Source organism: Nocardioides jiangxiensis, from assembly GCF_030580915.1.
Lineage (GTDB): Bacteria > Actinomycetota > Actinomycetes > Propionibacteriales > Nocardioidaceae > Nocardioides > Nocardioides jiangxiensis.
Map to the genome: position 1 here is coordinate 2,275,883 of NZ_JAUQTA010000001.1, position 20,541 is coordinate 2,296,423.

A 20,541-nucleotide genomic window follows, 5' to 3' on the forward strand; every position below is an offset into this window, starting at 1 on the left:
GAGAAGCACCCATGTCCCTCGACATCCAGAAGATCAGTTCCCACATCGGCGCACGCGTCACCGGCGTCCAGGCGAAGCCCGACCTCGACGCTGCGACCGTCGCCGAGCTCCGCGCCGCGCTCCTCGCGCACAAGGCGATCGTGCTCGACGCCCCCGACCTCGACGCGGAGGGTCACGCCCGGTTCGCCGGCCTCTTCGGCGACCTGACCACTGCGCACCCGACCGTCCCCGGTCTCGAGGGCGCGCCCCACGTCCTCGACGTCGACAGTGAGCGCGGCACCGCCAACGTGTGGCACACCGACGTCACCTTCGTGGTCAACCCGCCGGCGATCAGCACGCTGCGCAGCATCACCATCCCGCCGTACGGCGGCGAGACGCTCGTCGCCGACACCGCGGCGGCGTACGCGAGCCTGCCGGAGCCGCTGCGCGCCTGGGCGGACACCCTCTGGGCGGTCCACACCAACGTCTACGACTACGCCCGTGCCGAGGAGGACACCCCTCGGCAGAAGGAGTACCGCGACATCTTCCAGTCCACGGTCTTCGAGAGCCTGCACCCGGTCGTCCGGGTGCACCCGGAGACGGGGGAGAGGGGGCTCTTCATCGGTGGCTTCACGCGCCGCATCCAGGGCCTCTCGGAGACCGAGTCGCGCGACGTGATCCGCCTCCTCCAGGCCCACGTCACCAAGCCGGAGCACATCCTGCGCTGGTCGTGGCAGCCCGGCCAGGTGCTCGTCTTCGACAACCGGATCACGCAGCACTACGCGATCGACAACTACGACCAGCAGCCGCGCAAGCTCGCCCGGATCACCGTCGCCGGTGACGTCCCGGTGGCCACGAACGGCGACCGGAGCCGGTCGATCACCGGCGACGCGAGCCACTACACGCCGTCCGGGGACGCGACGGCCCACCGGGCCGCCTGACCCCCAGGGGTACGCCGGTGCAGGCGCGACGCACCGGCGTACCCCTCAGCCCTGCCGCCGTGGTGTGACCACACCTGATTGGATGGGCGGCATGAGCCTCGACCTCGCCGCCGACGTCGTGGAGCTGACCCGTCAGCTCGTCGACTTCCCGTCCGAGAGCCTCCAGGAGGAGGCCCTCGCCGACGCCGTCGAGGCGGCGCTGCGCGGGCACGCCCATCTCGAGCTCACTCGCGTCGGCAACACCGTGGTCGCCCGCACGGACCTGGGCCGCCCCGAGCGGGTCGTCATCGCCGGCCACCTCGACACGGTCCCGGAGAACGGCAACCTGCCGAGCCGCCTCGAGGACGGTGTCCTGCACGGCCTCGGCAGCGTCGACATGAAGGGCGGCGTGGCGGTCGGCCTCAAGCTCGCGGCCTCCCTGACGCAGCCGGTCCGCGACGTCACCTACGTCTTCTACGACGCTGAGGAGATCGCCGCGATCCACAACGGGCTGGGCAAGCTCAGCGTGACCCACCCGCACCTGCTGGAGGCTGACTTCGCCATCCTCATGGAGCCGTCCAACGCGCTGGTCGAGGCGGGCTGCCAGGGCACGATGCGCATCGAGGTGACGACCACCGGCGAGCGCGCCCACACGGCGCGCGCCTGGATGGGCTCCAACGCCATCCACAAGGCCGCCGGCATCCTCGACCGCCTCAACGCCTACCAGCCGCGCAAGCCGGTGATCGACGGCCTGGAGTACCACGAGGGGCTCAACGCGGTCTTCGTCAGCGGCGGTGTTGCCGGCAACGTGCTGCCCGACGCCTGCACCGTCACGGTCAACTACCGCTTCGCTCCCGACCGCAGCGTCGAGGAGGCCGAGGCCTGGCTCCGCTCCTTCTTCGACGGGTACGCCGTCACGGTCACCGACGCCAGCCCCGGAGCCCTCCCCGGGCTGACCCGGCCCGCCGCCCAGGCGTTCCTCGAGGCCGTCGGCGGCGAGCCGGCGCCGAAGTTCGGCTGGACCGACGTCTCCCGCTTCAGCGCCCTCGGCGTGCCCGCGGTGAACTTCGGCCCCGGCGACCCGCTGCTCGCGCACAAGGCCGAGGAGCACGTGCGGGTGGAGGAGATCGTGCGCTGCGAGCAGCAGCTCGTCGCGTGGCTCAGCGAGGAGGACGCGGGATGACCGAGATCCTGAAGGGCCAGCCGGAGAAGCAGAAGGGTCCGGTCCGGCTGCGGCGCAGCCAGGTCGACCACTCGACCACCGACCAGCGCCTGCTCGACTCGCGGGGGCCCAGTGACTGGGTGCACACCGATCCCTGGCGCGTGCTCCGGATCCAGGCCGAGTTCGTCGAGGGCTTCGGGTCGCTCGCCGAGCTGGGGCCGGCGGTCGCCGTGTTCGGCTCGGCGCGCACGAAGCCCGAGCACGCGCACTACGCGCAGGCGGAGGAGACCGGCCGCAAGCTCGCCGAGGCCGGCTTCGCCGTCATCACCGGTGGCGGCCCCGGCACCATGGAGGCGGCCAACAAGGGTGCCAGCCAGGCCGGTGGCGTCAGCATCGGCCTGGGCATCGAGCTGCCCTTCGAGACCGGCCTCAACGCATGGGTCGACAAGGGCATCAACTTCCGGTACTTCTTCGCCCGCAAGACGATGTTCGTGAAGTACTCGCAGGGGTTCATCGCGCTGCCGGGCGGCATCGGCACGCTCGACGAGCTCTTCGAGCTGCTGACCCTGGTGCAGACGGGCAAGAAGACCCAGTTCCCCGTCGTCCTGATCGGGGTCGCGTTCTGGAGCGGCCTGCTCGACTGGATGCGCGAGACCGTGCTCGCCGACGGCAAGATCTCGGCCCGTGACCTCGACCTGATCATGCTCACCGACGACGTCGACGAGGCCATCGCCGTCATGGTCGAGGCGCGCCGTGTCCGGGAGGCCGAGGACGCATGATGTGGTTCTTCGCGATCCTGGTCGTCCTCGCCCTGGGTGGTGTCGCACTGGTGGCCTCGGGCCGTGGTGAGCCGCTCGCTCCGGCGTACGACGACCGGCCCGACGTGACGCTGCCGGCGGGACGCCGGCTCGTGGGCGCGGACCTGCGCCGGGTCCGCTTCGGGGTCGTGCTGCGGGGCTACCGGATGGCGGAGGTCGACGCACTCCTCGCCCGGCTGGCTGACCAGCTGGACGACACGCGCGACATCACGTCCGGGGAATAGGGCAGACTCCCGCTGTGTCCACTGCGCTCCTCGTCTACCTGCTGACGCCCCTGCCGGGCATCGTGGTGATCCTGACCCGGGTCCGTCTCGGTGGTGCGCAGGCCCGCTCGGGCCGGCTCGAGATCTCGCGTCTCGTGCTCAACACGCACACGGTCGTTGGCCTGCTGGCAGGCCTCACCTGGATCGCGTTCCTCCTCACGGGCATCGGCAACGAGCACAAGGGCAACCCCATCGTCGGTGTCGTCGCGCTGGCCATGCTGTGGGTGACGGCCGTTGCCGGGCTGATGATCCTGGCGCGCTGGCTGCGCCCGCGCGGCAAGCGTGCGGCGCAGGTGATCAACGAGGACGGCTGGGGTCGCGGCCCCGGCCTCTCGCTGCTGGCCCACCTGGGTCTGCTCGCGATGGTCCTCGTCTTCACGTGGGCCTACCTGGTCACCGCGGTCTGAGCGCCACCAGGCGCACCGGCGTGCAGGATCCCCTTCTGCTCATGGGATAATGGTCACTCGGTGTCGTTCGGCGACGCCTTGTCAGAGCCTGAAGATCAAGGAAGAGGTGTCGCGGATGGCGGCAATGAAGCCCCGCACCGGCGACGGTCCGATGGAGGTCACCAAGGAGGGTCGCGGCATCGTCATGCGCGTCCCGCTCGAGGGTGGCGGCCGTCTCGTCGTCGAGCTCAACGCGGAAGAAGCCGGCAACCTGCGTGACGCCCTGGCGGGCGTCGTCGGTCCTGCGTGACCCTCGCCTCCACTGATCTGGTCGGCCTGCCCGCCCAGATCGCACCGCCCGCCTTCGTGCTCGAGGAGCACGATGCCGGGCGCCTGCCCGCGGGCGCCTTCGTGGCGCTCGCCGTGCTTCCGGCCGAGGACGGGACCGATGGTCCCGTCCTCGGCCCGGGCGCGTCGGCGCTGGCTGACAGCCTCGATGTCGACCTGCTGGAGGTCCTCGCCTTCCACGGCGCCTCCGGTGCCGCCGGCGAGCTGACCCAGCACGTCCTCCCGGGCGGGGGAGCGGTGCTGCTGGTCGGTCTCGGCGCGTCGCGGCCCCGTGACTTCCGCGACGCCGGAGCCGCCCTGGCGCGTGCGAGCAAGGGGCGCGAACGCCTCCACGCGGGGCTCGCCTCGCTCGCTGACGACGCCGCCCTGCGGGCCCTGGTCGAGGGCCTCGTGCTGGGCTCGTTCGAGTTCCACTGGCGCTCCGCCGGCGCGACTGCCCAGCCGGTCGGGACGGTCGTCCTGGACACCGCGCCCTCGCGGCAGCCGCTCGTCGACACCGCCGCCGCCATCGCGCTGGCCGGCTGGCGTTCGCGCGCCCTGGCGACCACGCCGTCCAACCTCAAGAACCCCGCGTGGCTCGCCGAGCAGGCCACGGTCTGGGCGGCAGAGGCAGGCCTGGACCTGCGGGTCTGGGACGAGGCCCAGCTGCGTGCCGGTGGCTTCGGCGGCATCCTGGCCGTCGGCCAGGCCTCGGCCACACCGCCGCGGCTGATCCAGCTCGACTACGTGCCGCCCAAGGCCCGACGCAGGACCCCGCACCTCGTGCTCGTCGGGAAGGGCATCACCTTCGACTCCGGCGGCCTCTCGATCAAGCCCGCCGACTCCATGGTCACGATGAAGCGCGACATGACCGGCGGCGCGGTCGTCCTCGCGACGATGGCCGCGCTCGCCGCGGTCGGCTGTCCCCTCCGTGTCACCGGCCTGGTCGCCGCTGCGGAGAACGCGGTCTCCGGCTCGTCGTACCGTCCCGGCGACGTGATCCGCCACTACGGCGGCCGCACCACGGAGGTCACCAACACCGACGCCGAGGGCCGGCTGGTCCTCGCCGACGCGCTCGCCTACGCGGTGTCCGAGCTGAAGCCGGACGCCGTCGTCGACATCGCGACGCTGACCGGTGCCGCCAAGGTCGCGCTCGGCCTGAAGACGGGGGCGCTCTTCGCCAACGACGACGCGCTCGCGGCGCGCATCGCCGACGCCGGTGATGCGGCCGGTGAGCGGCTCTGGAGGCTTCCGCTGGCCGCTGCCTACGAGGAGCGCCTGTCCTCGAAGATCGCCGACGCGGACAACGCGGCCGGTGGCCCGGGCGCGATCACCGCGGCGCTCTTCCTGCAGCACTTCGTCGGTGGCATCCCGTGGGCGCACCTCGACGTCGCTCCCGTCGGCGACACCGTCGCCGATGACGGCATCTGGACCACCGGGCCGAGCGGCTTCGGCGCCCGGCTCCTGCTCCACTGGCTGGAGCAGGAAGCGCCCCTGGAAGGAATCTCGTGAACAACCTCAACGGCCTCACCGTCCGCTGGTCCCTCGCCGATGCGCCCGCCGACATCGCCGACCGGCTCCGTGACTACGTCGAGGAGCCGTCCCACGCACGCTTCACGGGCAAGCCCGGGCTGCGCTTCAAGTCGTGGCGCATGGTGCCGGGGCAGTGGTTCGAGGGCTGCTACGTCTTCGAGACGGGTGAGGCTCGCGAGGCGTTCCAGACCGAGTTCGCCGCGATCGCGGACAAGGCTCCCGTCTCCGAGCTGACCGGTGCGGGGCCGCTCTACCTGGAGCCGTGCGAGGTCGTCGCGGTCGCCGAGGGCGGCGCTGGCTTCACGCCGTACGCCCGCTACTGAGGCACGACGACGAAAGGGCCCGCTCCCCTCGGGGAACGGGCCCTTTCGTCGTTGGTCAGTGGGTCAGCCGCCTTCGGCGCGCCTCCCTCGGTGGGTTCGCGTCCACGAGCAAGGTCGCGACCCGGCCTTCACTCAGTCGGCCTCGGGGGCCCAGACCTTCTTGGCGCACAGCAGACCGTCGCCGACCGGCAGCAGCACGGGGATGAGGTCGTCGTTCTCGGCGACGGCGCGGCCGAGGTCGCGGATGGCGACCGTCTGGTCGTCGCGCTGGGCGGGATCCGCGACGCGGTCGTGCCACAGGGCGTTGTCGAAGCAGACGACGCCGCCCGGACGCAGCAGGCGCAGCGCCTCCTTGAGGTACGCCGAGTACTCGCGCTTGTCGCCGTCGCAGAAGACGATGTCGTAGTGACCGTCCGTGAGGCGGGGGAGCACGTCGAGGGCGGAACCCGGGATCGTGCGCACGCGGTTGGAGGCGATGCCCGCCTCGGTGAAGGTCTTCTTCGCGAGGCGCTGGTGCTCGGCCTCGACGTCGACGGTGGTCAGGACACCGTCCGAGCGCATGCCGCGGAGCAGCCAGAGGCCGGAGACACCCGTGCCGGTGCCGATCTCGACGGCGGCACGTGCGTCGAGCACGGCGGCGAGGAACCGGAGGGCTGCGCCCACGCCCGAGCCGATCGGCACGACGCCGACCTCCTGGGCACGTTCGCGCGCAGCGCGCAGGACATCGTCCTCGCCCACGAACTCCTCGGCGTAGGTCCAGCTCGTGGTGCTGATCGGTGCAGTGATGACGGCCTCCTCAACCGGTGTGGCACGACCCTACCGTCTGCTTTCGTGGGAACACACGGGGTGAACGGGTCGTTCGCCTTCACAGTCAGCACCCTGCAACACCTCAGGGTTCTTTCAGATCGGATGCCTAGCGTGACTGCCATGACCGAAGTGAGCCCCGTCCAGGCCGACGCCGTCCCCACCTGGGACGAGATCGTCGACCGGCACAGCGACCGCGTCTACCGGCTTGCCTACCGGCTGACCGGCAACGCGGCGGACGCCGAGGACCTGACCCAGGACGTGTTCGTCCGCGTGTTCCGGTCGCTCGACACCTACACGCCCGGCACGTTCGAGGGATGGCTGCACCGCATCACCACCAACCTCTTCCTCGACGGTGCCCGCCGCCGGCAGCGGATCCGCTTCGACGCGCTCTCCGACGAGCGCGCCGAGCGGCTGCGCTCCAGCCTCGCCGCGCCGCACGAGGCGTACGCCGACCGGACCTTCGACGCCGACGTCGAGCAGGCACTCGCTGCCCTCCCGCCCGACTTCCGCGCAGCTGTGGTGCTGTGCGACATCGAGGGGCTCACCTACGAGGAGATCGCGGACATCGTCGGTGCCAAGCTCGGCACGGTGCGCTCGCGCATCAGCCGTGGTCGCGCGATGCTCCGCGCGAGCCTCGCCCACCGCGCGCCGTCCGCGGGACGCACGCGGTACGCCGGTCCGCTCACCGTCGCGACGGGAGTTGCCCGGTGATCGGCCACGTCGGCAACCGCGTCGGTGCCCTCGTCGACGGCCAGCTGCCGCGCGAGGACGCCGAGCGCCTCTGGCACCACGTCCACGGCTGCCGCCGCTGCAGCGCCCGCGTCGAGCGGGAGGGCTGGGTGAAGATGCAGCTGGCAGGCCTCGCCTCGTCCTGGCCCGAGAGCGCGCCGCTCGGGCTGCGTCAGGGCCTCGCCGACACCCCGGCCTACGGCATGCCGCTGCCGGCGCTGACGCGTGCGTCCGACCACCGCGGCATGCTCACGGTCGCCGCCCTCGGCGCCGGTTCGCTCGGCGCGGCGATGATCGGTGTCATCGCCCTCCAGGTCGCGGACCACCCGGCCGACCGGCGTCCGCCCGTGGCGACCTCCCTCCAGACCCGCATCTCCGACCCCGCGGCGCCCCGCACCCGCACCGAGCCGTGAAGGACCACCACATGAGCGACCAGCACGACGAGCAGCCGACCACCCCGATTCCGCCTGCGCCGCCCGCGCCTCCGGCGCCGCCGGTCCCGCCCGCGGCGGCGCGGCCCGAGCCGACCACTGCGCTTCCGGCCTACGGCGGCGGCGTGTTCGGTGCCGCCCCCGAGCCGGAACGCCGTTCCCGGGTCGCCGGCTGGGTGTGGCCGTCGGTCGCCGTGCTCGCCCTGCTCGCTGGCCTCGTCGGGGGTGCGGTGGGAGGCGCGGCCTACCAGAACCTCAACCCGTCGTCCTCGTCCGGCGACGGGCTGGGAGCGGTCTCGATCGAGACCAAGGCACCGCTCCCGGCGGACAACGGAAGCGTCTCGGCGGTCGCGCAGAAGGTGCTGCCGTCGACGGTGCAGATCGTCGCCGACACCGAGTCCGAGGAGCAGGGTGCGACGGGATCCGGATTCGTCCTCGACCGCGAGGGCCACGTCGTCACCAACAACCACGTCATCGAAGGTGCGGACCACCCGGGTGGCAAGGTGACCGTGGTCAGCTCCGACGGCAAGCGCTACTCCGCTCAGATCGTCGGCCGCACACAGGCCTACGACCTGGCGGTCCTGAAGGTGAAGGGCCTCGAGGGCGCGCAGCCGGCCGCGCTGGGCACGTCGACCGACCTCCGCGTGGGCGAGGGCGTCGTCGCGATCGGCTCGCCGCTCGGCCTGGCCAACACCGTGACCGCCGGCATCGTCTCCTCGCTCAACCGACCGGTGTCGACCAGCGGCGACGCCGAGGACACCACGTCGTTCATCAACGCCGTCCAGACCGACGCGGCCGTCAACCCGGGCAACTCGGGCGGTCCGCTGGTCGACATGCGCGGCCGGATCGTCGGCATCAACAGCGCGATCGCCACCGTCGCCGGCTCCTCGACGGGGCAGGGCGGCAACATCGGTGTCGCCTTCGCGATCCCGGTCGAGCAGGTCCGCGTGTCCGTGGACGAGATCCTGCGCGACGGTCACGCGAGCTACCCCGTCATTGGCGCGACTGTCAGCAGCGGCCCGGACGAGGACGGCGCCCACGTCGAGGACGTGACGCCGGGCAGCCCCGCCGCGGGCGCGGGCCTCGAGAAGGGCGACGTGATCAGCGCCATCAACGGCCACACGGTCTCGGACAACGCCTCGCTGATCGTCGCGATCCGTGCGCAGATGCCCGGAGACACGGTGAAGCTCACGGTCGAGCGCGACGGCACGTCGCGCACCGTCCAGGTCAAGCTGGCGTCGAAGGTCGGCTGACCCGCCGCACGTCAGCCCAGCTCGTCGGCGCCCTCGTCCACCTCGGTGAACGGATGGGCGTCGACGAACTGCCGCGTCGCCACGTACTGCTGCTGGATGTAGGTCTCGAGCTGCTCCGTCTCGACCCGCCACTGGCCGCGTCCACCGATCTTGATGGCCGGCAGCTCTCCGCGCCGGACCAGCGCATAGACCTGTGCTGTCGAGGTGTTGAGGACTTCTGCCACATCGGCGAGGGTCAGGAAACGGGGGCCGGACATGGCTCCCACTCTGCCACCCCGACCCTGACCGTCCGCGCCGCACCACGAGCTGCCTGTGGACGGCAGGGGTGACGAAATCGCCCCCTCACGCGCATGATGTGCCGCGTGACCAAGGATCTCGGGACCTCGGGCACGCCGGCCGCTGCACGTTCGCTGCGGACGCCCTGGCGTGATCCCCGGCTGTGGACAGGCGTGGCGCTGGTGGCGGCCTCGATCGCGGTGGGCGCGCGCGTGATGGCGGGCGCCGACGACCTCACGCCGGTGTGGGCGGCGCGCTCGGACCTGCAGCCCGGTGTCACGATCCGCAGCTCCGATGTCGTCGCTACCTCCGTGCACCTCGACGACCGCGCCGCGCGGCGCTACCTCCGGGCCGACCGTCCCCTCCCGCACGACCGGAGGGTCCTCCGGGCTGTGGCGGAGGGCGAGCTGGTGCCGGCGGCGGCGCTCGGTGCCGAGGCGGCCGGTGTGGTCTCGGTGCCGGTCTCCGTCCCGGCCGGCGCCGTCCCGCCGTCCCTCGTTCCCGGTGCGGTCGTCGACGTCTGGGTCGCCTCCGGCGACCGTGGCGAGGCGGCTTCCCCCGTGCTCGACGACGTCGTCGTGCTGGAGGTGCCGGCCCCCGATGAGCTGCTGGGAGCCGGGTCGGACCGCGAGGTCGTCGTGGGCGTCCCTGCCACGGCACGCGACGGAGTGGGCCGGGTGCTCGCCGCGGCCCGCGATGGCCGGGTCTCCATCACGCGGGAGGGCTGACGTGGCCGTCGCCGTCAGCGTCCTGGTGGTCGGGTCGGGCGCCGACTGGGAGCCAGCGGCGCTCGCGGCCCTCGACTCCGCCCCGGGCGTGGTCGTGCTCCGCCGCTGCATGGACGTGACGGACCTCCTCGCCCACGCGGCAGCAGGAGACGCCCGCGTCGCCGTCGTCGCGGCCGAGGCCCCGGGCCTCGACCAGGACGCGATCACCCGGCTGCGCCGTGACCTGGTCGAGCCGGTCGTCGTGCTCGCCGACGGTCGGGTCGACATCGTCGACCGCGCCCTCAGGGCCGGCGTCCGCCACCTGGTGACGGCCGCGGACGTGGGCACCCTTCCCCAGCTCGTGCGCGCAGCGTCCGACGGTTCCCCGGGCCCGCGCGCAGCCGGCCCGGGCGCAGAGGTCAGCGGTCCGCCGTCCGCGGACGCTGCCGTGTCGCGCGGCGTCTCGGTCGCCGTCTGGGGTCCCTGCGGCGCCCCCGGGCGGACCACGGTGGCGCTGGGCATGGTGGGGGAGCTGGCCGCTCGGGGAGCCAGCCCGCTGCTCGTCGACGCGGACCCCTGGGGCGGCTCCGTGGCCCAGCGCCTCGGAGTGCTCGACGAGGTGTCCGGTCTCCTCGCAGCCGCGCGTGCGGTGGGGCGCGGTGACCCGCCTGCGACCGCACCGGGGGCCGTGAGGCGGGTCGGGGGCTTTCGCGTGGTGACCGGGCTCCCGCGAGGGGACCGGTGGGCCGAGGCCGGGCCGGAGGTCGTCGAGGCCCTCCTCGCCGACGCGGGTGGCGACATCGTCCTCGACACCGGGTTCAGCGTCGAGGACGACCCGGTCTCCGACTTCGGTGGCCGTCCGGGCCGCAATGCGCTCACGCACGCGGCGCTCTCCGGCTCCGACGTCCTGGTCGTCGTCGGCACGCCGGACCCCGTGGGGCTCACCCGCCTGGCACGTGCCCTCGACGACCTCGGCGAGCGCTCCAGCGGCCAGCCGCTGCACGTCGTCCTGAACCGGTGGCGGCCGCGGCTCGGCATCGACGAGACGGAGGCGGAGCGCCTGCTGTCGGGGTTTGCGGAGGTGACCGCCTTCCACCAGATCCCCGACGACGGGCTGGCCGCCGACCGGGCGATCGTGACCGGCCGCACCTATGTCGAGGCAGGCCCGAGTCCGCTCTCGCGGGCGTTCGCGCCGCTCGTCGACGCGCTCTTCCCGGGCTCGCGCGAGCCCGTGGCCTCCCCGCGGCGCGGCGTCAGGCGCCGAAGAGGAGGAGCAGGCCGCCGGCGGTGAAGCCGACCATCAGGAAGAGCAGCGCCAGCTGACCCGAGAGCTGGTCGCGCTTGGGCAGCAGCCGCATCGCGGCGTCGTGGGCCGCGATGACCGCGACGACGTGTCCCGTCAGGACGCCAGACACCTTGGCCACTGCGAGGAACGTCGGGTGCTCGGAGAGCCAGTAGTTCACGCCACGGTCGGACAGGCCGAGCACGTTGCTGCCGTTGCTCAGCGGATCGCTCAGCTGGATCAGGGTCTGCTGGCCGCTCTCGACGAGCATGCTCAGGTAGTGCGCGAAGACGTAGCCGATGATGATCGGCACGAGCGTGTGCGCGTACGCCGCGGGCAGCTGCCGGCGGTCGTGCCCCTGGTGGATCCCGGTGAGCATGGTCGCCCCGGAGAACAGCAGGCCGACGACTCCGATCAGCCCGATCAGCCCGAGGGTCCCCACGACCTCGCGAGGTCCCAGCGACTCGGTGTGCACCAGCCACCACGAGGAGCCCCCGAGGGAGTCGAAGGCAGTGCTGCCGAGGAGGACCGCGCAGACGGCGAGGACCCCGGGACGGATCTCGAGCGAAGCCAGGTGACGGAACGGGTTCACGAGGACGACCCGACCGTCGACACGGCGCAGCGGCGACAGGTGTCCGACGAACGTCGAGTAGACCTCGAACGGGTCGGCGCGCGCGAAGAACGTGTTGCCGTAGACCGCTCCGCCGATGACCATCGCTCCGATGTAGACCGCCAGCCAGAGCCGGACGTTGCCGAGCTCGGCGTTGCCGGCGAACACGAGCTCCATCCACACGAACGCCAGCAGCCCGAAGGCCGCCGGCCAGTAACCCAGCCGCTCGGGATAGTCACGCAGCCCCGTCGCAGGGTCGGCTCCGGACACCCGCGCGAGCAGTGCGTTGACCGTCCGGACCGGGCTCAGGGCGCGGTAGACGGGGCCGAAGGCGAGCGACAGGGGCACCATGCCGGTCCAGAGCAGCACGTAGAAGACGCCGAAGACCGGGTTGATCAGCGTGTCCTGGCCGAAGAGGGCCGCCACGGCGACGTACAGGAAGAAGGCGAAGCCGAGGACGCGCAGCACCGGGCCGATGACCGGGCCGCCGGGTGCGCCGGCTTCGTCGACGGCGCCGGTGGTGGTCTCGGCGAAGTGCGGCTTGCGCCAGGCGACCGCGAGGACGACGAAGGAGACCGTGAGCGCAGCGCACGCACCTGCGATCGCGTACTCGGCCGGGATCGGGAGGTCCTTGGCGCCGCCGACGCCGTGCATGCTGATGAACATCTGTCAGCCGTCCTGCTCTGCCGTGCACCTGTGCACACGGTCCTCGAAGTCATCCGGAGGCGCCTGCGCAGCAGGTGCCTCCGGCTCTGGGAGACTTCCACAGGATCCCAAGAACTTGATGAAAGAGGTCGCGATGGCCGTCCGTGTGTACGTCCCGTTCACCCGCGACGGCCTGGCGCGCGCTCTCGCCGCGGGCCGGGTCGGCGCCCCTTTCCCGGCCCATGCCGTCACGGCGGCGTTGGTCGCAGCATGGCCGGAGGGCGACGAGGAGGAGCTGGAGTACGCCGCGATGGCGGCTGCCGCGCATGCTTCCTGGGAGCTGCGTGCCGACGATGACGTCCCGCGCCGCTTCGTCCTCGCCGGCGACGTCGACGCCGTGACACCCGAGGACTCCGAGGACCCCACGCTGGTGACGGTCGCCGCAGACCTGCCGTGGTCTCGGGTCGCCTCGGTACACGCGGACCTCAGCGACATCGGTGAGGACGACCTCGACGAGGCCGACCTGGCCTGGCACGCCACGCAGGAGATCGCCGGCCTCGTCTCCTGAGGTCCCCGTGGCACGATCGTGGAATGGACGCCACGACGCATCCACCCACACCCCGCAACGAGCCGGTGCTCGACTACGCGCCGGGCACGGCGGAGCGCGCACAGCTCGCCGCCGAGCTGGCACGGCAGTCCGCCGAGGAGCGTGACCTGCCGGCCTACATCGCCGGGGAGTGGCGCGCTGGCGGTGGTGCCGACGGCCGGGTGGTGGCGCCCCACGACCACCAACGGGTCCTCGGCCACTTCCGGCACGCGACGACGGAGGACACCGCCCGGGCGCTGGCCGGCGCGAAGGCAGCTGCGCCCGGCTGGCGCGAGCTCCCGTACGACGAGCGCGCAGCCGTCTTCCTCCGCGCTGCCGAGCTCCTCGCGGGGCCATGGCGCCAGCGGCTCAACGCCGCCACGATGCTGGGCCAGTCCAAGACCGTCGTCCAGGCGGAGATCGACGCGGCCTGCGAGCTGGTCGACTTCTGGCGCTTCAACGTCCTGTTCGGCCGCCGGATCCTCGAGGAGCAGCCCGAGCTCCAGGCGCCGGGTGTGTGGAACCGCCTCGACCACCGCCCCCTCGAGGGCTTCGTCTATGCCATCACGCCCTTCAACTTCACCTCCATCGCCGGCAACCTGCCGACAGCGCCGGCCCTCATGGGCAACGTCGTCGTCTGGAAGCCCTCGGTCACGCAGCAGCTCGCGGCCAGCCTCACCATGGAACTCCTGGTGGAGGCGGGGCTCCCGCCGGGCGTGATCTCGATGCTGCCGGGGCACGGGACCCCCGTCTCCGAGGTGGCGCTGGCCGACCCCGACCTGGCCGGGATCCACTTCACCGGATCCACCGCGACGTTCCGGCACCTCTGGTCGACCGTGGGGGAGCGGATCGCCTCCTACCGGTCCTACCCCCGTCTGGTCGGCGAGACCGGTGGGAAGGACTTCGTGGTGGCACACCCGTCCGCGGATGCCGAGGCGTTGCGGGTCGCCCTCCTGCGCGGTGCTTTCGAGTACCAGGGTCAGAAGTGCTCGGCAGCGTCGCGTGCCTACGTGTCCCGCACGGTGTGGGAGCGGATGGGCGAGCAGTTCCTCGCGGATGTCGACGCGCTCGGCATGGGAGACCCCGCGGAGTTCGAGCACTTCATGGGTGCCGTCATCGACCAGCGGGCGTTCCGGCGGGTCACCGAGGCGATCGAGCGTGCTCGGCGCACGCCGGGCCTGAGGATCGCCGCGGGCGGGGAGTACGACGACCGAGTCGGGTGGTTCATCCGGCCGACCGTCGTCCTCGCCGATGCCCCCACCGACCCGATGTTCGGGGAGGAGTACTTCGGCCCGCTCCTCGCCGTGCACGTCTTCGAGGACGACCAGTACGACGCGGTCGTCGACCAGCTCGAGGGCTTCGCGCCGTACGCCCTGACCGGTGCGGTCTTCGCGACGGATCGGGCCGCCATCGCGCGCACGGCGGCCAGGCTGCGGTTCGCAGCCGGCAACTTCTACGTGAACGACAAGCCGACCGGTGCCGTCGTCGGGCAGCAGCCCTTCGGTGGGGCCCGGGCGTCCGGCACCGACGACAAGGCAGGCTCCGCGGAGAACCTCCGCCGATGGACCTCCACGCGCACGGTGAAGGAGACGCTCGTGCCGCCGCGTGATCACCGGTATCCCCACATGGGTACCTGAGACACAATGTCCGCACCATGATCCCGATGCACCTGGGGCACCTGAACCCCGCCGAACAAGTCCTCGTCCTGCTCATCGCCTTCGGGCCATTCCTGCTGGCCGCCGGAGTGGTCGTCTACCTGCGCCGGCATGCCGTCGAGGACGAAGAGGACTGAGCCGTCGGCCGTCTGAGCGTGAAAAGGCGCTGCAGAGGCCGGGAAACCACCCCGTTTTGCATTCGTCGGCCAACGTGCCCTAATGTTTCACCTGTCAGCGCGGGACGCCCCCGGCGCCGCGACGCGGAGGATCTCCTCCCCACTGCGGACCGCCTGACCACCTTCCCCACCAGGATCTGAGCATGCGCGCTGAAGCGGCTGCGAGGAACCCAACGGGGCAGTGTGCCCCGGGGAGCCGCATCGCGGAGGCCAGTTTGACAGGCCGAAACGAAGCCGGTAAGTTTGATCGAGTTGCCCCAAGCGGAGCCGAGAGGCCGAGCGAGGTGCGCGCTGGATCCTTGAGAACTCAACAGTGTGCCAAAAGTCGACGAATTAATTTTACCCGTCCGACGTCTGCGCCTTCGGGTGTGGGTTGGATGGTTCCTTTGGTAAGTAATCGATAATTCTGACAATTTTGTCAGGGTTCGGTCTCTTGCCGGGATCTCTTTTTCCTGCATGGTTTTTCTGTGTGGGTGTTGTTTTCAACGGAGAGTTTGATCCTGGCTCAGGACGAACGCTGGCGGCGTGCTTAACACATGCAAGTCGAGCGGTAAGGCCCTTCGGGGTACACGAGCGGCGAACGGGTGAGTAACACGTGAGCAATCTGCCCTTCACTCTGGGATAGCCACCGGAAACGGTGATTAATACCGGATATGACCCTGCCAGGCATCTGGTGGGGTGGAAAGTTCTGGCGGTGAAGGATGGGCTCGCGGCCTATCAGCTTGTTGGTGAGGTAATGGCTCACCAAGGCTTCGACGGGTAGCCGGCCTGAGAGGGTGACCGGCCACACTGGGACTGAGACACGGCCCAGACTCCTACGGGAGGCAGCAGTGGGGAATATTGGACAATGGGCGAAAGCCTGATCCAGCAACGCCGCGTGAGGGATGACGGCCTTCGGGTTGTAAACCTCTTTCAGCAGGGACGAAGCGCAAGTGACGGTACCTGCAGAAGAAGCACCGGCCAACTACGTGCCAGCAGCCGCGGTAATACGTAGGGTGCGAGCGTTGTCCGGAATTATTGGGCGTAAAGGGCTCGTAGGCGGTTGGTCACGTCGGGAGTGAAAACTCGGAGCTTAACTCCGAGCCTGCTTCCGATACGGGCCGACTAGAGGTATGCAGGGGAGAACGGAATTCCTGGTGTAGCGGTGAAATGCGCAGATATCAGGAGGAACACCGGTGGCGAAGGCGGTTCTCTGGGCATTACCTGACGCTGAGGAGCGAAAGTGTGGGGAGCGAACAGGATTAGATACCCTGGTAGTCCACACCGTAAACGTTGGGCGCTAGGTGTGGGACACATTCCACGTGTTCCGTGCCGCAGCTAACGCATTAAGCGCCCCGCCTGGGGAGTACGGCCGCAAGGCTAAAACTCAAAGGAATTGACGGGGGCCCGCACAAGCGGCGGAGCATGCGGATTAATTCGATGCAACGCGAAGAACCTTACCTGGGTTTGACATATACCGGAAACACCTAGAGATAGGTGCCCTTTTAGTCGGTATACAGGTGGTGCATGGCTGTCGTCAGCTCGTGTCGTGAGATGTTGGGTTAAGTCCCGCAACGAGCGCAACCCTCGTCTTATGTTGCCAGCACGTAATGGTGGGGACTCATAAGAGACTGCCGGGGTCAACTCGGAGGAAGGTGGGGATGACGTCAAGTCATCATGCCCCTTATGTCCAGGGCTTCACGCATGCTACAATGGCCGGTACAAAGGGCTGCGATACCGCGAGGTGGAGCGAATCCCAAAAAGCCGGTCTCAGTTCGGATTGGGGTCTGCAACTCGACCCCATGAAGTCGGAGTCGCTAGTAATCGCAGATCAGCAACGCTGCGGTGAATACGTTCCCGGGCCTTGTACACACCGCCCGTCACGTCACGAAAGTTGGTAACACCCGAAGCCGGTGGCCTAACCCTTGTGGAGGGAGCCGTCGAAGGTGGGACGAGCGATTGGGACGAAGTCGTAACAAGGTAGCCGTACCGGAAGGTGCGGCTGGATCACCTCCTTTCTAAGGAGCTTTCACTGGCCGAATCAATCGGTCCAGGGCGCAGGCTTTCGAGGCCGAATGTGTCTCGGGTCTGCACTGCTCACTAGTGGAACGTCGATTAGTTGGTCATCGTTGAGAACGATGCCTCCTCAGTACTGCTCACCGTGTGGTGGGCGTGGAACCTGGGGGTTGGTTGTCTCGGGGTGGCTTGGCACACTGTTGGGTCCTGAGGGATCGAGCTTCGGACGTTGGTCCGGGATTGATCTTCTCTACGTATGGACCACTACCGAGGTCGCACTGATGTGTGGGTGAGGGGTGGGGCCGCCCGTATCTTGAGAACTACACAGTGGACGCGAGCATCTTTGTAGCAAGACAAGCTACTAAGGGCACATGGTGGATGCCTTGGCACCAAGAGCCGATGAAGGACGTAGGAGCCTGCGATAAGCCCTGGGGAGTTGGCAACCGAGCGTTGATCCGGGGATGTCCGAATGGGGAAACCCAGCTGGAGTCATGTCCAGTTACCCGCATCTGAACACATAGGGTGCGTGGAGGGAACGTGGGGAAGTGAAACATCTCAGTACCCACAGGAAGAGAAAACAAAAGTGATTCCGAGAGTAGTGGCGAGCGAAATCGGAACAGGCCAAACCTCATGCGTGTGATAGCCGGCAGGCGTTGCGCTTGGGGGGTTGTGGGATCATTCTTTCCTCGACTGCCGTCGTGGAGCAGAGTAAGAAACCGGTGTTGAAGTCGAAGTGGTCTGGAAAGGCCTGCCGTAGAGGGTGATAGCCCCGTACATGTAAGACACCGGCTCTGTTGAGTGACACCCAAGTAACACGGAACCCCTGAAATTCCGTGTGAATCTGGCGGGACCACCCGTTAAGCCTAAATACTCCTTGGTGACCGATAGCGGACAAGTACCGTGAGGGAAAGGTGAAAAGTACCCCTGGCGGGGAGTGAAATAGTACCTGAAACCATGTGCCTACAATCCGTTGGAGCCCCTACGTGGGTGACAGCGTGCCTTTTGAAGAATGAGCCTGCGAGTTTGCGTTGTGTAGCGAGGTTAACCCGTGTGGGGAAGCCGTAGCGAAAGCGAGTCCGAATAGGGCGTTTGAGTTGCACGATCAAGACCCGAAGCGAAGTGATCTATCCATGGGCAGGTTGAAGCGCGGGTAAGACCGCGTGGAGGACCGAACCCACTTAGGTTGAAAACTGAGGGGATGACCTGTGGATAGGGGTGAAAGGCCAATCAAACTTCGTGATAGCTGGTTCTCCCCGAAATGCATTTAGGTGCAGCGTTGCGTGTTTCTTGCCGGAGGTAGAGCACTGGATAGCCGATGGGCCCCACAAGGTTACTGACGTTAGCCAAACTCCGAATGCCGGTAAGTGAGAGCGCAGCAGTGAGACTGCGGGGGATAAGCTCCGTAGTCGAGAGGGAAACAGCCCAGACCATCAGCTAAGGTCCCTAAGCGATAACTAAGTGGAAAAGGATGTGGAGTCGCACAGACAACCAGGAGGTTGGCTTGGAAGCAGCCACCCTTGAAAGAGTGCGTAATAGCTCACTGGTCAAGTGATTCCGCGCCGACAATGTAGCGGGGCTCAAGTTATCCACCGAAGCTATGGTATTCATGCGTAAGACAGGCCTTCGTGGTCCAGTTGCATGGATAGGTAGGGGAGCGTCGTGTGCGGGTTGAAGCGGCGGAGTGATCCAGCCGTGGACAGCACACGAGTGAGAATGCAGGCATGAGTAGCGAATGAGGAGTGAGAAACTCCTCCGCCGAATGATCAAGGGTTCCAGGGTCAAGCTAATCTGCCCTGGGTAAGTCGGGACCTAAGGCGAGGCCGACAGGCGTAGTCGATGGACAACGGGTTGATATTCCCGTACCGGCAAAATAGCGCCCATGCTGAACCCAGTGATGCTAAGTGCCCGAAGCACCCTTTCTTCCCTTCGGGGGAGTCTGGGATTGTGGAGCGCACGACCCGACCTGGTAGTAGGCAAGCGATGGGGTGACGCAGGAAGGTAGTCCAACCGTGGCGATGGTAGACCACGGCTAAGGGTGTAGGGCTGATGATAGGCAAATCCGTCATCTATGTGCCTGAGACCTGATGGGGAGCCATATTGGTGAAGTGGATGATCCTATGCTGTCGAGAAAAACCTCTAGCGAGCTATGCGCCGCCCGTACCCCAAACCGACTCAGGTGATCAGGTAGAGAATACCAAGGCGATCGAGTGAACCATGGTTAAGGAACTCGGCAAAATGCCCCCGTAACTTCGGGAGAAGGGGGGCCGGATCCGTCAAACTCCTTGCGAGTGGCAGCGGTGATGGCCGCAGAGACCAGGCCCAAGCGACTGTTTACTAAAAACACAGGTCCGTGCTAAGTCGTAAGACGATGTATACGGACTGACTCCTGCCCGGTGCTGGAAGGTTAAGGGGACCGGTTAGACGTAAGTCGAAGCTGAGAACTTAAGCCCCAGTAAACGGCGGTGGTAACTATAACCATCCTAAGGTAGCGAAATTCCTTGTCGGGTAAGTTCCGACCTGCACGAATGGAGTAACGACTTGGGCGCTGTCTCAACCGTGGACTCGGCGAAATTGCACTACGAGTAAAGATGCTCGTTACGCGCGGCAGGACGGAAAGACCCCGGGACCTTTACTATAGTTTGGTATTGGTGTTTGGTTCGGCTTGTGTAGGATAGGTGGGAGACTGTGAAGCATTAACGCCAGTTAGTGTGGAGTCATCGTTGAAATACCACTCTGGTCGTACTAGATGTCTAACCTAGGTCCGTTATCCGGATCAGGGACAGTGCCTGATGGGTAGTTTAACTGGGGCGGTTGCCTCCCAAAATGTAACGGAGGCGCTCAAAGGTTCCCTCAGCCTGGTTGGCAATCAGGTTTCGAGTGTAAGTGCACAAGGGAGCTTGACTGTGAGAGTGACAGCTCGAGCAGGGACGAAAGTCGGAACTAGTGATCCGGCGCTGGCATGTGGAAGCGGCGTCGCTCAACGGATAAAAGGTACCCCGGGGATAACAGGCTGATCTTCCCCAAGAGTCCATATCGACGGGATGGTTTGGCACCTCGATGTCGGCTCGTCGCATCCTGGGGCTGGAGTAGGTCCCAAGGGTTGGGCTGTTCGCCCATTAAAGCGGCACGCGAGCTGGGTTTAGAACGTCGTGAGACAGTTCGGTCCCTATCCGCCGCGCGCGCAGGAAACTTGAGAAAGGCTGTCCCTAGTACGAGAGGACCGGGATGGACGAACCTCTGGTGTGCCAGTTGTTCCGCCAGGAGCACGGCTGGTTGGCTACGTTCGGAAGTGATAACCGCTGAATGCATCTAAGCGGGAAGCACGTTTCAAGATGAGGTTTCCCACCGGGTTAACCGGGTAAGGCCCCCAGTAGATGACTGGGTTGATAGGCCGGAGGTGTACAGCAGTAATGCCCAGCCGACCGGTACTAATAGGTCGAGGGCTTGTCCCTCAAAGATGTTGCGCGTCCACTGTGTGGTTCCCGAGTTACGGTCGGGAACCAGATCCAAGCCCAGAAACGGCTTGGAGTTGGTTGATCTAACTCCATAGAGTTTCGGCGGCCATAGCGTCAGGGAAACACCCGGCTCCATTCCGAACCCGGAAGTTAAGCCTGACAGCGCCGATGGTACTGCAACCGGGAGGTTGTGGGAGAGTAGGACGTCGCCGGACAAATTTTC

The 20,541-nt window shown here is 67.8% G+C and carries 19 protein-coding genes and 3 rRNA genes; 19 read left to right on the forward strand and 3 right to left on the reverse strand.

What is annotated here, in order from left to right; genetic code table 11:
- The first annotated feature begins 11 nt into the window (after nucleotides 1–11).
- From Q5722_RS11175 to Q5722_RS11210, 8 genes are all read left to right on the forward strand, one after another.
- Nucleotides 12–920, forward strand: a complete 909-nt coding sequence (locus Q5722_RS11175; RefSeq protein ID WP_305028287.1) for a TauD/TfdA dioxygenase family protein — start codon at nucleotides 12–14, stop codon at nucleotides 918–920.
- A 91-nt stretch (nucleotides 921–1,011) separates the two neighbouring features.
- The gene (gene dapE, locus Q5722_RS11180; protein ID WP_305028288.1) at nucleotides 1,012–2,082 is read left to right on the forward strand and encodes a succinyl-diaminopimelate desuccinylase; all 1,071 of its coding nucleotides are present in this window, start codon (nucleotides 1,012–1,014) and stop codon (nucleotides 2,080–2,082) included.
- On the forward strand, nucleotides 2,079–2,840 hold the full coding sequence (locus Q5722_RS11185; protein WP_305028289.1) for an LOG family protein: 762 nt from the start codon (nucleotides 2,079–2,081) through the stop codon (nucleotides 2,838–2,840). Before dapE ends, Q5722_RS11185 begins: the two co-directional genes overlap by 4 nt.
- On the forward strand, nucleotides 2,837–3,103 hold the full coding sequence (locus Q5722_RS11190; RefSeq protein WP_305028290.1) for a DivIVA domain-containing protein: 267 nt from the start codon (nucleotides 2,837–2,839) through the stop codon (nucleotides 3,101–3,103). Before Q5722_RS11185 ends, Q5722_RS11190 begins: the two co-directional genes overlap by 4 nt.
- Nucleotides 3,104–3,117: 14 nt before the next feature.
- Nucleotides 3,118–3,549, forward strand: coding sequence for a hypothetical protein (locus Q5722_RS11195; protein WP_305028291.1), 432 nt, complete (start codon nucleotides 3,118–3,120; stop codon nucleotides 3,547–3,549).
- Between the two features lie 115 nt (nucleotides 3,550–3,664).
- A complete protein-coding gene (locus Q5722_RS11200; protein WP_131585754.1) occupies nucleotides 3,665–3,838 on the forward strand; it encodes a DUF3117 domain-containing protein in 174 nt (57 codons plus the stop codon).
- Complete coding sequence (locus tag Q5722_RS11205; RefSeq protein WP_305028292.1) at nucleotides 3,835–5,367, forward strand: leucyl aminopeptidase family protein; 1,533 nt, start codon at nucleotides 3,835–3,837, stop codon at nucleotides 5,365–5,367. The genes Q5722_RS11200 and Q5722_RS11205 overlap by 4 nt, the downstream gene beginning before the upstream one ends.
- Nucleotides 5,364–5,711: a hypothetical protein gene (locus Q5722_RS11210; protein ID WP_305028293.1), complete on the forward strand. Its 348-nt coding sequence runs from the start codon at nucleotides 5,364–5,366 to the stop codon at nucleotides 5,709–5,711. Before Q5722_RS11205 ends, Q5722_RS11210 begins: the two co-directional genes overlap by 4 nt.
- Before the next feature lie 132 nt (nucleotides 5,712–5,843).
- Here Q5722_RS11210 and Q5722_RS11215 read toward each other — a convergent pair whose 3' ends face one another.
- Nucleotides 5,844–6,497, reverse strand: coding sequence for an O-methyltransferase (locus Q5722_RS11215; RefSeq protein ID WP_305028370.1), 654 nt, complete (start codon nucleotides 6,495–6,497; stop codon nucleotides 5,844–5,846).
- A 141-nt stretch (nucleotides 6,498–6,638) separates the two neighbouring features.
- Between Q5722_RS11215 and sigE the strand changes: the two genes are divergently transcribed.
- Genes sigE through Q5722_RS11230 form a run of 3 tightly spaced genes read left to right on the forward strand, consistent with a single transcriptional unit; the run spans nucleotide 6,639 to nucleotide 8,931 of the window.
- Complete coding sequence (sigE, locus tag Q5722_RS11220) at nucleotides 6,639–7,229, forward strand: RNA polymerase sigma factor SigE (protein ID WP_305028294.1); 591 nt, start codon at nucleotides 6,639–6,641, stop codon at nucleotides 7,227–7,229.
- On the forward strand, nucleotides 7,226–7,660 hold the full coding sequence (locus tag Q5722_RS11225) for a hypothetical protein (protein ID WP_305028295.1): 435 nt from the start codon (nucleotides 7,226–7,228) through the stop codon (nucleotides 7,658–7,660). Before sigE ends, Q5722_RS11225 begins: the two co-directional genes overlap by 4 nt.
- Nucleotides 7,661–7,671: 11 nt before the next feature.
- A complete protein-coding gene (locus Q5722_RS11230) occupies nucleotides 7,672–8,931 on the forward strand; it encodes a S1C family serine protease (RefSeq protein WP_305028296.1) in 1,260 nt (419 codons plus the stop codon).
- An 11-nt stretch (nucleotides 8,932–8,942) separates the two neighbouring features.
- Here Q5722_RS11230 and Q5722_RS11235 read toward each other — a convergent pair whose 3' ends face one another.
- Nucleotides 8,943–9,188, reverse strand: coding sequence for a helix-turn-helix domain-containing protein (locus Q5722_RS11235; protein ID WP_305028297.1), 246 nt, complete (start codon nucleotides 9,186–9,188; stop codon nucleotides 8,943–8,945).
- 105 nt (nucleotides 9,189–9,293) lie between these two features.
- On the opposite strand from Q5722_RS11235, the gene Q5722_RS11240 reads away from it, so the two are divergent.
- Both Q5722_RS11240 and Q5722_RS11245 read left to right on the forward strand, forming a co-directional pair.
- On the forward strand, nucleotides 9,294–9,935 hold the full coding sequence (locus tag Q5722_RS11240) for a hypothetical protein (RefSeq protein WP_305028298.1): 642 nt from the start codon (nucleotides 9,294–9,296) through the stop codon (nucleotides 9,933–9,935).
- Nucleotide 9,936: 1 nt separating this feature from the next.
- Nucleotides 9,937–11,205, forward strand: coding sequence for a CpaE/TadZ family protein (locus Q5722_RS11245; protein ID WP_305028299.1), 1,269 nt, complete (start codon nucleotides 9,937–9,939; stop codon nucleotides 11,203–11,205).
- Here the strand turns inward: Q5722_RS11245 and Q5722_RS11250 are convergent.
- Nucleotides 11,168–12,472 carry a hypothetical protein gene (locus tag Q5722_RS11250; RefSeq protein WP_305028300.1) on the reverse strand — a complete coding sequence of 435 codons (1,305 nt, stop codon included), beginning with the start codon at nucleotides 12,470–12,472 and terminating at the stop codon, nucleotides 11,168–11,170. The two genes, Q5722_RS11245 and Q5722_RS11250, sit on opposite strands and share 38 nt — an antisense overlap.
- A gap of 133 nt (nucleotides 12,473–12,605) precedes the next feature.
- Here Q5722_RS11250 and Q5722_RS11255 point away from each other — a divergent pair, with 133 nt between their 5' ends.
- From Q5722_RS11255 to rrf, 6 genes are all read left to right on the forward strand, one after another.
- Nucleotides 12,606–13,019 (forward strand): DUF6912 family protein, encoded by a 414-nt coding sequence (locus tag Q5722_RS11255; RefSeq protein WP_305028301.1) that lies wholly within the window; start codon nucleotides 12,606–12,608, stop codon nucleotides 13,017–13,019.
- 23 nt (nucleotides 13,020–13,042) lie between these two features.
- Entirely contained in the window at nucleotides 13,043–14,674 is a 1,632-nt protein-coding gene (gene pruA, locus Q5722_RS11260) for an L-glutamate gamma-semialdehyde dehydrogenase (RefSeq protein WP_305028302.1), read from the forward strand.
- 17 nt (nucleotides 14,675–14,691) lie between these two features.
- A complete protein-coding gene (locus Q5722_RS11265) occupies nucleotides 14,692–14,829 on the forward strand; it encodes a hypothetical protein (RefSeq protein ID WP_305028303.1) in 138 nt (45 codons plus the stop codon).
- A 521-nt stretch (nucleotides 14,830–15,350) separates the two neighbouring features.
- Nucleotides 15,351–16,865: ribosomal RNA gene (locus tag Q5722_RS11270) — 16S ribosomal RNA — on the forward strand.
- Between the two features lie 349 nt (nucleotides 16,866–17,214).
- Nucleotides 17,215–20,315: ribosomal RNA gene (locus Q5722_RS11275) — 23S ribosomal RNA — on the forward strand.
- A 101-nt stretch (nucleotides 20,316–20,416) separates the two neighbouring features.
- Nucleotides 20,417–20,533: ribosomal RNA gene (rrf, locus tag Q5722_RS11280) — 5S ribosomal RNA — on the forward strand.
- Together the 16S, 23S and 5S rRNA genes form the textbook arrangement of a ribosomal RNA operon.
- The last annotated feature ends 8 nt before the right edge of the window (nucleotides 20,534–20,541 follow it).